The sequence below is a fragment of the Pseudomonas sp. N-1-13 genome (assembly GCF_057787095.1).
On the sequence record NZ_JBYNRI010000001.1, the window covers coordinates 2,738,756 to 2,752,880 of the forward strand.

Annotated in this window: 14 protein-coding genes; 13 read left to right on the forward strand and 1 reads right to left on the reverse strand. The window is 60.3% G+C overall.

The genetic code is table 11. The annotated features are described in order from the left end of the window. The first annotated feature begins 8 nt into the window (after positions 1–8). The 6 genes from AC3I65_RS12405 (at position 9) to AC3I65_RS12430 (ending at position 6,110) form a co-directional block, all read left to right on the forward strand. Entirely contained in the window at positions 9–1,151 is a 1,143-nt protein-coding gene (locus AC3I65_RS12405) for a DUF2169 family type VI secretion system accessory protein (RefSeq protein ID WP_487776924.1), read from the forward strand. Further along, a complete protein-coding gene (locus AC3I65_RS12410) occupies positions 1,148–2,200 on the forward strand; it encodes a beta-ketoacyl synthase N-terminal-like domain-containing protein (protein WP_047226480.1) in 1,053 nt (350 codons plus the stop codon). The genes AC3I65_RS12405 and AC3I65_RS12410 overlap by 4 nt, the downstream gene beginning before the upstream one ends. After that, entirely contained in the window at positions 2,197–3,114 is a 918-nt protein-coding gene (locus AC3I65_RS12415; protein WP_047226479.1) for a DUF4150 domain-containing protein, read from the forward strand. The genes AC3I65_RS12410 and AC3I65_RS12415 overlap by 4 nt, the downstream gene beginning before the upstream one ends. Continuing rightward, on the forward strand, positions 3,114–3,980 hold the full coding sequence (locus AC3I65_RS12420; RefSeq protein ID WP_419417014.1) for a hypothetical protein: 867 nt from the start codon (positions 3,114–3,116) through the stop codon (positions 3,978–3,980). Before AC3I65_RS12415 ends, AC3I65_RS12420 begins: the two co-directional genes overlap by 1 nt. 15 nt (positions 3,981–3,995) lie before the next feature. Further along, positions 3,996–5,255, forward strand: coding sequence for a TIGR02270 family protein (locus AC3I65_RS12425; protein ID WP_488523815.1), 1,260 nt, complete (start codon positions 3,996–3,998; stop codon positions 5,253–5,255). 75 nt (positions 5,256–5,330) lie between these two features. After that, positions 5,331–6,110, forward strand: a complete 780-nt coding sequence (locus AC3I65_RS12430) for an SDR family NAD(P)-dependent oxidoreductase (RefSeq protein ID WP_322834008.1) — start codon at positions 5,331–5,333, stop codon at positions 6,108–6,110. Positions 6,111–6,151: 41 nt separating this feature from the next. Here the strand turns inward: AC3I65_RS12430 and AC3I65_RS12435 are convergent, their stop codons facing one another. Then, positions 6,152–7,033: a LysR family transcriptional regulator gene (locus AC3I65_RS12435; protein ID WP_173406961.1), complete on the reverse strand. Its 882-nt coding sequence runs from the start codon at positions 7,031–7,033 to the stop codon at positions 6,152–6,154. A gap of 152 nt (positions 7,034–7,185) precedes the next feature. Between AC3I65_RS12435 and AC3I65_RS12440 the strand changes: the two genes are divergently transcribed. From AC3I65_RS12440 to AC3I65_RS12470, 7 genes are all read left to right on the forward strand, one after another. Beyond that, positions 7,186–8,397 (forward strand): MFS transporter, encoded by a 1,212-nt coding sequence (locus tag AC3I65_RS12440; RefSeq protein WP_160892716.1) that lies wholly within the window; start codon positions 7,186–7,188, stop codon positions 8,395–8,397. A 100-nt stretch (positions 8,398–8,497) separates the two neighbouring features. Further along, positions 8,498–9,517 carry a LacI family DNA-binding transcriptional regulator gene (locus AC3I65_RS12445; protein ID WP_047226473.1) on the forward strand — a complete coding sequence of 340 codons (1,020 nt, stop codon included), beginning with the start codon at positions 8,498–8,500 and terminating at the stop codon, positions 9,515–9,517. Beyond that, a complete protein-coding gene (locus AC3I65_RS12450; protein ID WP_047226472.1) occupies positions 9,501–10,505 on the forward strand; it encodes an ABC transporter substrate-binding protein in 1,005 nt (334 codons plus the stop codon). Before AC3I65_RS12445 ends, AC3I65_RS12450 begins: the two co-directional genes overlap by 17 nt. A gap of 48 nt (positions 10,506–10,553) precedes the next feature. Further along, positions 10,554–11,375 (forward strand): ABC transporter permease, encoded by an 822-nt coding sequence (locus tag AC3I65_RS12455; protein WP_047226471.1) that lies wholly within the window; start codon positions 10,554–10,556, stop codon positions 11,373–11,375. Further along, a complete protein-coding gene (locus AC3I65_RS12460; protein WP_047226470.1) occupies positions 11,372–12,166 on the forward strand; it encodes an ABC transporter permease in 795 nt (264 codons plus the stop codon). Before AC3I65_RS12455 ends, AC3I65_RS12460 begins: the two co-directional genes overlap by 4 nt. Continuing rightward, on the forward strand, positions 12,163–13,194 hold the full coding sequence (locus tag AC3I65_RS12465; RefSeq protein WP_274090447.1) for an ABC transporter ATP-binding protein: 1,032 nt from the start codon (positions 12,163–12,165) through the stop codon (positions 13,192–13,194). Before AC3I65_RS12460 ends, AC3I65_RS12465 begins: the two co-directional genes overlap by 4 nt. 25 nt (positions 13,195–13,219) lie before the next feature. After that, positions 13,220–14,050, forward strand: a complete 831-nt coding sequence (locus AC3I65_RS12470; RefSeq protein WP_047226468.1) for a phosphodiesterase — start codon at positions 13,220–13,222, stop codon at positions 14,048–14,050. The last annotated feature ends 75 nt before the right edge of the window (positions 14,051–14,125 follow it).

Below are 14,125 nucleotides of genomic sequence, written 5' to 3' on the forward strand. Positions count from 1 at the left end.
GTGACGCCATGGAATTGATAAACAAGACCCGCCTCGTCGGCGGCTTTACCACCTCAACCGATAAAACCGGCCGTGAATGGCTGGTCGTGGTGGCGAAAGGAACCTACGGCATTGCTGATCATCCTGGACATGAACCTCGCCTGCTGGAACAACAGGCTCCGCTGATCATGGCTGATGTGTTCCCAGGGGAACCGGGCGAATCAGCTGCGTTATACGAAAACGATTTTGCACTGCACAAGCCACGCTGCGATGTCCTGCTCAATGGACACTGCTACGCACCCAATGGAGAGCCGGTAACAGAGCTGAACGTAGCCCTGAAAGTCGGGACGCTGGTAAAAGCATTCAAAGTCGTGGGGGCACGAGTCTATGTGGAGGGCGCCCTCTCACACTCGACAACCAGGCCTGTTCCCTTCACAAGAATGCCTGTTTCCTATGCCCAGGCTTTTGGCGGGGTGGACCGCACGCATGCCGACGCCACTCAACATCAGTGGTACCCCTGGAACCCTGTAGGGGTCGGATTTTACCCAAGTGCAAACACTGCCCGGATAAATGGTCTGCCGCTGCCCAATACCGAAGAACTGGACAGGCCCGTCACCACGCCCGATGGGAATTACAAACCGATGGCATTCGGCCCGATCGGTCGAGCCTGGCAACAGCGGATCCGATGGGCCGGCACTTATGATCAGGCGTGGCTTGATCATCAGTTTCCATTTCTGCCGGAAGATTTTGACCTGCGTTATTTCCAGTGCGCACCAGAGGATCAGCAAATTGACTACCCGCAAGGTGGCGAAGAAGTTGCGCTGCTCAATCTCAACGATAAAGGCCGGACGGCATTCAGGCTTCCGACAAACTTGAAACTGCCGGTGCTCCTGGTTTTTCACGATGACAGCACGCGGGAAACGGCAGCCGTTGTCGACACCGTGATTCTGGAGCCGGACGCGAATCGGCTGCTCCTGACATGGCGAGCTTCTGCGCCGCTCGGGCGCAACATCAAGGAAGTGGCCAAGGTCGTCGTCGGGCAAAGCGCCGATCAGTTCGAACAGGCCAAGGCCAACGAAGAACGCATGCGAGGAAAGCAACACTTCAAGTCATTGGCTCAACTCATCGCGTGGACTAAGGAAGCTTATCCTCCCGCAGAAGAGGCGTTATGACGCCGGCCCTTTTCATCACCAGCATGGGCATGGCTTGCCCTGTGGGCCTATGCGTCGCCAGTGCCTGTGCTGCCAAGCGCGCCGGACTGTCAGCGCTCCAGGAGCTGCCGTTTTTTGACAACGCTTGCGAACCCATCATCGGCGCGACGGTGTCCAGTCTCGACCTGGCGCTGCCGGCAGCATCGCGTATGTCCGGGCTCATGCTGCATGCACTGGTGGAGTTGATACAGGGTGCGCCGAAGCTGGATTGGACAGAAGTGCCCTTTCTCCTGTGCCTGGCTGAACCGGAGCGCCCCGGAATCGATATCAGGGGAATAGCCCAGACCGTCATACACGACGCATCTTCCAAGTTGGGCATACAGTTCCACCCAACCCACTCCAGGGTCATCCCCTCCGGCCAGGTTGCCGGCATGCATGCCCTTCATGAAGCCAGTCGATTGATGCAAGAAACCCGTGCGCCTGCCTGCGTGGTGGCGGGTGTCGACTCGCTGCTCAGCGCCTTGACGCTGCAATGGCTGGACCAGCATCGCCGGCTGAAAACGGCCACTCACAATGACGGCTTGTTTCCTGGCGAAGGGGCCGCGGCCATCTTGATTCAGGCCTATCGGCAACCTGGCACCTGCTTGGAAATCTCAGGCCTGGGATTCGGGCAAGAAGAGGCACCGCTTTTGTCGAACAAACCCCTGCGAGCAGGCGGGCTGACCGACGCCGCCCGCACGGCGCTCGCACAGGCCAGACTGGGTTTGCATGAAATTGATCTGCGCCTGTCCGATGTCACGGGCGAGCAATACGGCTTCAAGGAACTTCCGCTGATGGAAGCCCGGCTTTTTCGGACCGTCCGAAAAGAGGATCAGCCACTGTGGCATTGGGCAGAGGCCATGGGTGACACCGGGGCCATTGCTGGAATCGTCCAGTTGATACTCGCCGACCAGGCGTTTCGCAAAGGCTATGCACCGGGAACCACCGCGATCTGTCTGAGCAGTGCCCTGGCCGGTGCACGCGCCGCCGCCGTCGTGCGCGACCTCAGTCGACCCCAGGGGCCCCTATGAGCTGCGACGTTTATGCAAATGGCGATGAGATTGCATGCAAAGCGGGTGGCGGCAAGGTCATCGCGGCATTCCCGGATGTCTGCCTGACGCCACCACCGCCTCCCGCAGGACCCATCCCGGTGCCCTATCCGGACACCTCGTTTTCCAAGGACATGAAGAAAGGCAGCAAGACCGTCAAGATCGAAAACAAGGAGATCATGTTAAAAAATCGCTCCTTCTATAAAACCTCCCCACTGGGCGATGAAGCCGCCACAAGAAGCCAGGGTGCCGGTGTCATCACTCACGTCATCACCGGTAAGACCTATTTTGTTTCATGGTCAATGGATGTTCTTTTCGAAGGCCAGAACGTAGACCGACATACCGACCTCACCACATCGAATCATGCCAGTCCCGCAGCGAATGCGGCCGTCCCCATGGTCAACACCGCCAAATACAGTCCGGTGCAACAAGACGCCAAGGTGCCAGGCAAACACAAATGTGAATGTTGTGGCGGCGCGGCGCACTCCAAGGCTCAAGCGAACGGGGAGTACATGACGGAAGACGAATTCTACGGCACCGCACAAAATCCTCAGAACGCCGCCGTCCTCGCCAAAGTCCGGGCAAACCCCAAGTGCAGGCACTTGTTGCCACCTGCCGGAAAGCAACCGAGCGGATGCAATAAGTACTACGTAACGAGCAAACGAGAGAAAGCCAACATTGAAAATGATTGGGCGATTAACAGGCCAGGCTATATGCGTTGGAAAACCGAAGTGGGTCAGGGAGAACCGGTGGCGCATAGAGTCCCCAAGGCGGCCGGAGGTTGTCCGGCCGGGCAAGGGAATCTCGCCCCGACTGGCAAGAAGTGTGAGAAGCTCGAAGGAGAGCTCAGTTCACTTCAAGAGACACGCATCAATAGTTTTCCAAGGCCTGAATGATGAAAACCTCTAATTACAAGCACACTCAAAGACCCGGTTTTCTTCAAGACAGCTTCTATTGGAAGGGGCGTGGCTATCACTACTGCGGCTGCGCTCCGGCAGAAGTAATGTCGCCTGACGGCTGGAAGAAAGACGACCCGTGGATGGCACTTGCTGCGATTCTGGAGCAAGCCAAGCATGGCGATTACAGCCATGTATCCCAACTGCGCAAATGGATAGTGGACCCTGATTGCGATCCAACGCTGGTATCGGCTTGCCTCGGTCTGACCGCTGATGCAGGACTCGACACCGACCTGGATTTCCTTGCCGAGCTCATACTCGAAGGCCCCACCTACCTGCGTATCGAGGCGTGCCTGGCAGCGCAGTGGTCTGGTGTGCTGTGGCTGATACCTTTCATGGTTGAGGCATGGCGCACGTTTGCCCGTCGGGCCGACCGAGCCGCCGTGGAAGCCAATTTAAGCAATCTTCTTGACCCCATCGAAAACGAACCCGAGTTCTTTGACAGTGGCTTGAACGAAATCGAATACAAAGCGGCTGTCGATTCACGACTGAGCGAACTGCAGAACGCTTATGGCAGCGATCGCTGCTCGATCTCCGGTGGCATGCCCGTCGACATGAACAAACAAGTCTGGATCATGAGAAAGTCCCTGGTTCCTTCAGGCACTGATGAATGGATCGACTGGAGCAACTTTCTCATCTGGAGGCGTAAATTCGAGGTGTATTCCGGCGTCGACTGCTCCAGTTTCTATGGGAAAAATGGCGACTTTCAACCGCTGAATGCGGCCGCTGTCCTGGACCGATACATGGCCTCTCCCCTGCAGTTCGAAGTCGGTAAACGTTACTTCTTCGGAAACCTGGTGCCGTAACAAGACAGAGACGTCATGCTCCCCATCTCCTCAATGATCGAGCAACATGCCGAAGAAGCTTGCTTCCTCATCCTCCTGCACGATCACGCCGTGCGCGCCCCCCACTACGACCTTGATGATCTCAGCAAACTGGACGAGCGCATCGATGCCCATCTCGATGGCCTGCGCATCGCCGGCTCAACGGGCCTGGAAATCCTGCTGGCCCAGCTCGGTCCGCACGCCGTCGGCGAGACGTTCGCCAGTGTGTTGCTGGCCTTCGAGGCGGCCGATGCGAAGATGTTGTCGCGACTCAGCGATCATTTGCGAAGCGCGTCAGAAACGGAGCGCGGTTATCTGATGGCCCTGGGGTGGCTCGACTGGGAGCGTATATCGCCCTGGATCGAGCGCATGTTCGCCTCCCCTGAGCCGTTGTTTCACCGCCTCGGCCTGGCGGCCTGCGGGATGCATCGCCATGATCCCGGCCCTACCCTGCTGGCCGAACTGTCCCACGCCGACCCCAGCGTGCTGGCACGTGCCGCCCGCACGGCGGGCGAGCTGCGCCGGCGTGACCTGCTCCCGGCGATTCGTACCCACCGCCAGCATGAAGATGCCGCCACGCGCTTCTGGACCAACTGGGCCACCGCACAGATGGGCGACGCGCAAGCCCTGGAGCCATTGCGACAATTTGCCGGGCAACCGGACCAGTTCCAGTATCGCGCGCTCTGCGTATTGCTGGCCTGGCAGGAACGCGAGCCCAGCATCGCCTGGATACGCCAGTTGGTACAGGATCCCAGGGTCCGGCGCATCGGCATCCAGGCCCTTGGGCTGCTGGGCGATCCGGTCTGTGTACCGTGGTTGATCCAGCAAATGAGCGACCTGCCCTATGCCCGGGTCGCCGGTGAAGCTTTCAGCCTGATCACCGGCGCTGACCTGGCGTTGCTTGATCTGGAGTTGCGGGACCTGCCCGATTTCGACGCCGGCCCGAACGATGACCCGCAAGACACCAACGTGGCAATGGACCCCGACGAAAATCTACCCTGGCCCGACCCGCAGCTCATCACCGCTTGGTGGCAGGCCCATGGCGGTGATTTCCAGGCAGGCGTCGGTTATGTGCTGGGACAAATGCAGAGCGAAGCCAGTTTTCGGCAGGCCCTTGCCCACGGCCAGCAACGCCAGCGCATCGCTGCCGCCTGCGGTATCGCCCGTTTTCGACCAAACGAAGTGCTTTTTCCCACCAGCGCACCGGCCTGGCGGCAACAGCAGTTGTTGGGGAGGACGGGGGTGTTCGGGCGTTGATCAGGGTGGTTATATAGCTCGAAAGCAACTCAGGCTGCGACCCCTGATCATTACTTACACCCCTCTGGAGACACCATGCCAAACGCAACCGGACAGAACCCTGTGGCCCTTGTCAGCGGGGTTGGAAGTGAGATTGGGATTGGCATGGCCATCGCGCGCAGACTGGGGACTGCAGGTGCCAGACTGATCGTCACCGCCAGCAGTGCGCGAATCAATGATCGGGTCGCAGAACTGCGTGCCGAAGGATTCGAAGTCCAAGGGCGGGCCATCGATCTTACCGATGAGCATCAGGTGCGTGAGTTTATCCCATGGGCAGAGTCCCTCTGGGGGCAGATCGATATTCTGGTCAACAACGCGGGCATGGCCATGCAAGGAAGCCCGGAGTTTTTTTCCGACTTGGAAACCATGGATCTGCACACCTGGAACCTTACCCTGGCGCGAAATCTGACCACGGCTTTTCTGCTTACACAGGCCGTTCTGCCCGGCATGCGGGCGCGCCGTTACGGGCGCATCGTCAACATCAGTTCCACTACCGGCACCCGCTGCAGTAACCCCGGTGAAGCGGCTTACAGCGCCGCAAAGGCCGCGATGGTAGGAATGAGCATGAGCCTGGCGCTTGAAGTCGCCCAGCAAGGGATCACTGTAAACAGCGTCGCTCCCGGCTGGATCACCACAGGGTCGACCACAGCCGAGGAAGCCAAGGCGGCAGGTTACACGCCGATGGGCCGGCCCGGACGTCCCGAAGAGGTGGCTGCAGTGGTTGCTTTCCTGGCGTCTTCAGAGGCGAGCTACCTCACTGGCGAAGTCATCGTGGTGGATGGTGGAAACTGTTTGGTCGAGAACAAGGCCCCTTGATCTGAACAGGCCCCCACAGGGTTGGGACATATCCCCGTGAGTCACTTGAACAATTCGCTGCTCATGAAATCAATGAACACCCGCAGTTTCGGCGCCAGGTGCTTGCTTGAGGGCCAGAGCATGCGGAAGGTGCTCTGATGCCGATTGAACTCGTCAAGGACGGTAACCAGCTCACCGGCGACGATGGCATCGCGCACGGTGAAATCCGGTACGCAGGCAATCCCCAATGCATCGCGCACGACGTACAGCAACGCCTCGGTGGTGTTGCAGACCAGGGTGGCCGGCAGGTTGAGATCGGACTGCCCTTGCCCGTTCACCGGCCAGACCTGCAGCCTGCCAGTGCTGGGGAATTTGTATAGCAGGCAGGCATGGCGCAGCAGATCCGCCGGCACCTGCGGTGTGCCGTGTTCGGCGAAGTACCGGGGCGAACCGACCACGACGAGCTTGAACGCGCCTAACGGGCGGGACATCAGCCGGGAGTCGTTTGGCTCTCCGGTCCGAATGACGGCATCAAAACCTTCCTCAATGATGTCCACCAGCCTATCGGAGAAATCCAGGTCCAATTCGATACTGGGGTAGCGGCGCATGAAGGCCATCAGCGTCGGCATGACCAAATCTGCAACCAGAGGCAAGCTCACGCGCAATTTGCCCCGCGGCGCTTTGCGGGTTTCCGACAGTTCCAGTTCGGCCGCTTCGACTTCGCAGAGAATGCGTCGGCAACGCTCGAGGAAAAGCGTCCCTTCTGCCGTCAGCGTGATACTGCGCGTGCTGCGATGAAACAGCCGCACCCCCAGCCTTTCCTCGAGCCGGGCCACGCTTTTACCCACCGCCGAAGACGAAATGCCAAGCGCCCTGCCCGCCTCTGAAAAGCTGCGGGTTTCGGCCGCGCGAACAAAAAAATCAATCCCGCTCAGTGATTCCACGCCAGGCTCCCATTGCGGACATTTTTTCCGATGTGTTGCGCACTCTAGCATTCTTGTCTCGCCCAAGAGCGGCACTTACCGTAGTCGACACTTATCAATCTGCGATTGACGCCGCCATCCGGTGGGTCAGAAGCGCGCCAAGCAGGTGACACATGACGATTGCCAATACCCATATCGACGCCGATGCCGAGGTCGTTCAAGACGCTGCGCCGCTCCCCATCGGTTCACTGTTCGCCCTCGCGTTGGCGGCGTTCGTGACCATTCTCACCGAAGCCTTGCCCGCCGGCCTTCTCTCCCAGATCAGCGAAGGGCTGGCGATCTCCGAAGCCCTCGCCGGCCAGTTGGTCACGGTCTATGCGATAGGTTCCTTGCTGGCGGCCATTCCCTTGACGGCCGCGACCCAAGGCATGCGGCGCCGGTCGCTCTTGCTGCTGGCGATTGCCGGTTTTGCCGTGGCCAATACGGTCACAACGTTTTCGTCCCATTACGGCTTGACGATCGTTGCCCGCTTGCTGGGTGGCGTATCGGCCGGGCTGCTCTGGGCCTTGTTGGCCGGTTATGCCGCCCGCATGGTGCCCGAGAGCCAGAAAGGTCGGGCGATTGCAATTGCCATGGTCGGCGCACCCTTGGCGTTATCCTTGGGCGTACCGGCCGGCACTTTGCTCGGTAATTTGATCGGCTGGCGGATGAGCTTCGCCATCATGAGTTTGTTCGCCGTCGCCTTGATGGTCTGGGTGCGACTCAAAGTGCCTGACTTTCCCGGGCAAACCACCGACAAACGCCTTGCCTTGCGCCAGGTCTTCATCCTGCCAGGCGTTCGCTCGGTGCTGTGTGTGGTGCTGGCCTTTGTTCTGGCGCACAACATTCTCTTTACCTATATCGCCCCGTTCCTGATGGCGGCAGGCCTGGGCGAGCGGATCGACCTGGTGCTGCTGGTCTTCGGGGGCGCCTCGTTGCTGGGCATCTGGGTCGTCGGCGTGCTGATCGATCGCCATCTACGGGCATTGACCCTTGCCAGCACGGCACTTTTCGCCATCTCGGCCCTGACACTGGGCGCCATGAGCGACAGCCTTGCTGCGATCTACACCGCCGTGGCGGCCTGGGGAGTCGCTTTTGGCGGGGCCGGGACGTTGTTCCAAACGGCAATTGCCAAGACGGCCGGAGACGCGGCGGATCTCGCCCAGTCGATGCTGGTCACGGCCTGGAACGTCGCCATTGCCGGCGGCGGGATCGTGGGGGGCATCCTGCTCGATCATCTGGGTGTCGTTGCGTTTGCGCCTGTGCTGGTCGCGCTCTTGCTGCTGACGTTGGCGGTGGTGTGGTCCGCCCGGCAGTATGGGTTTGCAGCAGACCCTCAACGATAGATAGCAGCAACTGACATCAAATCGTCATCACTGCGTCGTCGAAACGCCATACATCCTGAGTACTGTCCTCGCCAATGAGATCGATCTCAAGCGAGTGACAATGACTGATTTGAAAGAAGTTGCACGGCTGGCAGGGGTTTCGCGGGCAACCGCGGCGCGAGCCTTTGCCTCCCCTGAAGTGGTCCGTCCGGCTACCCGTGAACAGGTCTTCGCCGCAGCGCGCCAACTGGGGTTTCGGCCCAACCGTCTTGGTCGCCAACTGCGCCTGCAAGTGACCAAGCTGATCGGTGTCGTGGTGCCCAACCTGCTCAATCCGGTGTTCGCCGAACAGTTTCAGGCGATGGAGCGTGCTGCACGCGTGCATGGTTACAACCTGTTGTTGGCAACCACCGATTACAGCAGCGAGCGCGAAAGCGCGGTCGTCGAGGAGTTGCTGCGACAGCGTGTCGATGGGCTGGTCCTCACGGTAACCGACGCCGAGAGCAACCGGGTGCTGCAAAGCCTGGACAGCGAGGACACGCCTTTTGTGCTGGCTTATCACCAGCCGGGTAATCCGGATTACAGCGCGGTGTCGGTGGACAACCGCGCCGGCATGGCGCTCGCCACCCGTTATCTGCTGGACGCCGGGCACACTCGGATTGGCATGGTCGCCGGCCCTGCCCTGCAATCGGACCGTGCTCGCCTGCGTTATGCCGGTTATTGCGAGGCAATGCATGGAGCCGGTCTCGCCAGCCTGCCGGTGATTGAAATGCCCGCCCATACCCAGGCTGACTTCGCCGCCATCGAGCCGTTATTGCATGGCCCCCAGGCGCTCAGTGCGCTGGTCTGTTCCAACGATTTGCTGGCCATCAGCTTGATCGCCGAACTGCGCCGCAACGGCTGGCAAGTGCCTCGGCAACTCTCGGTCATCGGTTTTGACGGCATCGCCCTCGGCACCCAGATGCATCCGACACTGTGCAGTGTTGTTCAGCCCATCGAGGCACTGGCCTGCACCGTGATTGATCAATTGTTGGCGCAGATCGCTGGCGCCACCCCGGTTTCCCATTGCCTGCCTTGTCATATCCGGCCGGGCGAAAGTACTCAACCCTACGAGGAGACGCTTGATGTTCCACTTGCGTAAAACCCTGGCGACACTGCTGTTATGCGGCGCGGCCACCTTGGCTCATGCCGGCGAAACGGCGATTTGCTACAACTGTCCACCAGAATGGGCCGACTGGGGCACGCAGCTCAAGGCGATTGCCGATACCACTGGCGTGCAGGTTCCGCTGGACAACAAGAACTCTGGACAGGCATTGGCGCAACTGGTCGCCGAGAAGGCCGCGCCGGTGGCGGACGTGGTGTATTACGGCGTGACGTTCGGTTTGCAGGCGCAAAAAGCCGAGGTGGTCGGCACGTATAAACCCAAGGGTTGGGAGCAGATCCCGGCGGGTTTGAAGGACCCCGAGGGACACTGGTTTGCCATTCACTCCGGCACCCTGGGCATCATGGTCAACGTCGATGCGCTGGGCGGTCTGCCCGTGCCGCAAAGCTGGGCCGACCTGCTCAAGCCTGAGTACAAAGGCATGGTCGGCTACCTTGACCCGTCCAGTGCTTTCGTTGGGTACGTCTCGGCGGTAGCGATCAACCAGGCCATGGGCGGCAATCTGGATAACTTCGCCCCAGCCATCGACTACTTCAAAAAGCTGGCGAAAAACTCACCGATCGTGCCCAAGCAGACGGCTTATGCGCGGGTGCTGTCCGGGGAGTTGCCGATTCTGGTGGACTACGACTTCAACGCCTATCGGGCTCGTTACAAAGACAAGGCCAACGTTGCCTTTGTGATTCCCAAGGAAGGCAGCATCAGCGTGCCTTACGTGATGAGCATCGTCGACAACGCCCCCCATCGGGCCAACGCCGAGAAGGTCCTGGATTTCGTTTTGTCCGAGCAAGGCCAGGCGCTCTGGGCCAAGGCGTACCTGCGACCGGTGCGGGCAATGAAAATGCCTGCCGATGTCGCCGCGCAGTTCCTGCCCGACAGCGATTACGCCCGGGCCGGTGTGGTCAACTACGAGCAGATGGCCGCGGCGCAGGAAGCCTTTTCCGCACGTTATCTGAGCGAGGTCAAGTAAGTGACCGTCTCGGCAGTAAAAGCCCGAGACGTACGGTCGGGCTGGGCCATGGTGCCGCGCTTGCGGCCGACCGCTGCCTGGGCGCTTGCGCCCGCGGCGGCGGTGCTGTTCGCCTTCTGGTTGTTGCCGCTGGCGCACCTGGTCTTGCTCGGTGGGCAAAGTCGCGATGGTAGCGACAGCGGCTATTGGCAGGTGCTGAGCAGTGCGCAATACCTGGGCAGTCTGGCGCAGACCTGCCTGCTGGCACTGGCAACGACCCTCGCGGCGCTGTTGGTGGGCGGCTTCAGTGGGTTTTTTCTCAGTCGCCAACGTTTCTTCGGCCGTTCGGTACTTGTCGCCTTGTTGACCTTCCCGCTGGCATTTCCCGGCGTGGTCGTTGGTTTTCTGGTGATCCTGCTGGCCGGCCGCCAAGGCTTGTTCGCCACCCTGGGTCTCGGCCTGGTGGGTGAGCGCTGGATTTTTGCCTACTCGTTGATGGGGTTGTGCATCGGCTACCTGTACTTCTCGATTCCGCGGGTGATTCTTACGGTGATGGCTGCCTGTGAAAGCCTGGATCGCAGCCTGGAAGAGGCCGCTCGTTCACTGGGGGCCAGTCATTGGCGTGTGCTCTGTGATGTCATTGTTCCTGGCCTGGCGCCGGCATTGGTCTCCTGCGGGGCGATTTGCTTTGCCACCTCCATGGGCGCGTTCGGTACCGCCTTCACCCTGGGTACCCGGCTCAACGTGACGCCGGTGGCGATCTACAACGTGTTTACCAATTACGCCAATTTCGCCGTGGCCGCTGCGCTGTCGGTGGTGTTGGGGCTGGTGACCTGGGCGGTTCTGTTGCTGGCCCGGCGGCTGGCCAAAGATTCGAGGACAGTCTTGTGAAACGCTCAACGCTGTTTGTCGGGCAACTGGTGTTTACCTTGCTGGTGTGCGCTTTCATGTTGGTGCCTGTGGTGATGTCACTGCTCGCCGGGCTGACGCGCAATTACTTCCAAGGGCTGTCCAGCGGCCTGACGTTCGACTGGCTGCTGCAGGTCTGGCAGGCGTATTCGCCGACGGTCTGGCTGTCCCTGCAACTGGCCGCCGCCTGTGCGCTGTGTGTCTGTGTGGTGGGTGTGCCGGCGGCTTACGCCCTGGTACGGATGAACAACCGCTTTAGCCGCGCGTTCGAGGAACTGATGGTGTTGCCGGTGGCGATGCCCGGTCTGGCCAGTGCCTTGGCATTGCTGCTCACCTATGGTCAGTTCGGCGGGTTTCGCAGCAGTTGGTTATTCATTCTCGTCGGCCACGTGCTGTTCACTCTGCCATTTCTGGTGCGCCCGGTGATGGCGGTGATGCAACGCCAGCACCTGCCGATCCTGGAAGAAGCCGCCGCGAGCCTGGGTGCCGGGCCGGTCCGGCGCTTCTTCAGCGTGGTGGTGCCCAACTGTCGGGCGGGGATTCTCGCCGGGGTCTTGATGGTCGTCACCCTGTCGTTGGGTGAGTTCAACCTGACCTGGATGCTCCATACCCCGATGACCAAAACCTTGCCGGTGGGCCTGGCCGACAGCTATGCCTCGGCCAGGCTGGAAGTCGCCAGCGCCTACACCCTTATATTCCTGTTGATGATTGTGCCGCTGCTTGTTGCATTGCAGGCCATCAGCGCGCGCCTTTCCCGTGGAGCAAATCGATGAGCGGAACCACTATTCGCCTGAAGGGTTGTCGCAAGGCGTTCTCTGACGGCACCGTTGCCGTACATGACCTGGACCTGACCATTGAGGCTGGAGAAACCCTGGCGATCCTCGGCCCGTCCGGTTGCGGTAAAACCACCACCCTGCGCCTGATCGCGGGTCTGGAGCGTCCGGACGTGGGCCAGGTATTTTTTGGCGACAGCGACGTCACCCGCCTCCCCATCGAACGTCGCGACGTGGGCATGGTGTTCCAGAACTATGCGCTGTTTCCCAATCTGGATGTGGCCGGCAACATTGTTTACGGCCTGAAAGTTCGCGGTGTGTCACCCGCCGAGCGTAACAAGCGCTGTTTGGAGTTGCTGGAACTTGTCGGCTTGCAGGATCACGGCAAGCGCAGTATCCACGAGTTGTCCGGCGGTCAGCGCCAACGAGTCGCCCTCGCCCGCGCCCTGGCACCCAGGCCCCGGGTATTGCTGCTCGACGAACCGTTGGCGGCACTGGATGCGCAATTACGTGAACGCCTGCGCAGCGAATTGGCCCAGTTGCTACGCGGTTTGGGCATTACCGCCGTGTTCGTCACCCACGATCAGGGTGAAGCCATGGCGCTGGGGGATCGCATCCTGGTCATGGAGCATGGCCGCGTCGCGCAACTGGCTAGCCCGCGGGACATCTATCAGCAACCTGCCAACGCGTTCGTCGCCCGTTTTGTCGGCAATCTCAATGCTTTTTCGGTGATCGAGCACACGCCCCATGGCTTGAAGGTCAGTGGCGGTGAGTTGCCATGGAATGGCGCCGACCTACCCGCCACTGTCTATTGCCGCCCCGAGCATTTGCGGGTGATGGACAGTGAGGGCCATCTGCACGGGCGTCTGGTGGGCCAGTTTTTCCAGGGGGCTCAAAGCCGTCTGCTGGTGGATGTGGGTGCGACTCAGCCTTTGCTGGTGGACAGCACCGATAGCGCTATCCATGCCCCCGGTGCCCTGATTGCCCTGGCCGTCGAGCCACAAGTGCTGTTCACCCTGTCATCGTGATCTTTGTGTTTGCAGAGGGCTTATTTTGAATCATCCGTTTCTCATCGCGCAGATCAGCGATCTGCACCTTAAAGCCGGACAAAAACTGACTTACGGCGTTGTCGATACCCTCGCTGCATTGCGTCGTGCGGTGGATCATTTGAACACCCAGGTGCCGCGTCCCGACATCGTGGTGGTCAGTGGCGACCTGGTGGACTTCGGTCGCCCTGATGAATATGCCGCGCTGCACCCTGAGCTGGCGCGCCTGCACATGCCTTGCTACCTGGTGCCTGGTAACCATGACAATCGCGAGCATTTGCGGGCGGCATTTGCCGACCACAGCTACCTACCGATACGGGCTGACGCCCCCCTGGACTGGGTGGTGGAGGAGCATCCGCTACGCCTTATTGGCCTGGACACCACCATTCCCGGTGCCCATGGCGGTCAGCTCCTGGACAGCCAGTTGCGCTGGCTCGATGAACAACTGGCCTGTCGTCCCGATGCGCCGACGCTATTGGTGCTGCATCACCCGCCGTTTGTAAGCGGGATTGGCCATATGGACCGTGAACCCTTCATCAACGCGGCGGCACTGGAGCAGGTCATTGCCCGACACCCGCAGGTGGAGCGCTTGCTGTGCGGGCATTTGCATCGGTCGATGCAACGGCGTTTCGGCGGCAGCCTGAGTTGCGTGTGCCCCGGTACCTCACATCAGATCGTCCTGGATCTACAGCCAACCGCTCCCGCGCATTTCAATCTGGAACCGCCGGGGTATCTGCTGCATCACTGGCATGGGCAGGCACTGGTGACCCATAACGGCGTGTTTGGCGAGTATCCCGGACCGTATCCGTTTTATGACGCTCATGGATTGATCGACTGATAACCCAGGGACTTTCACTGATGACCTGCTTTGGAGATTTAATCCCTACCCCACTCTATTCATTGAAGATTTTCT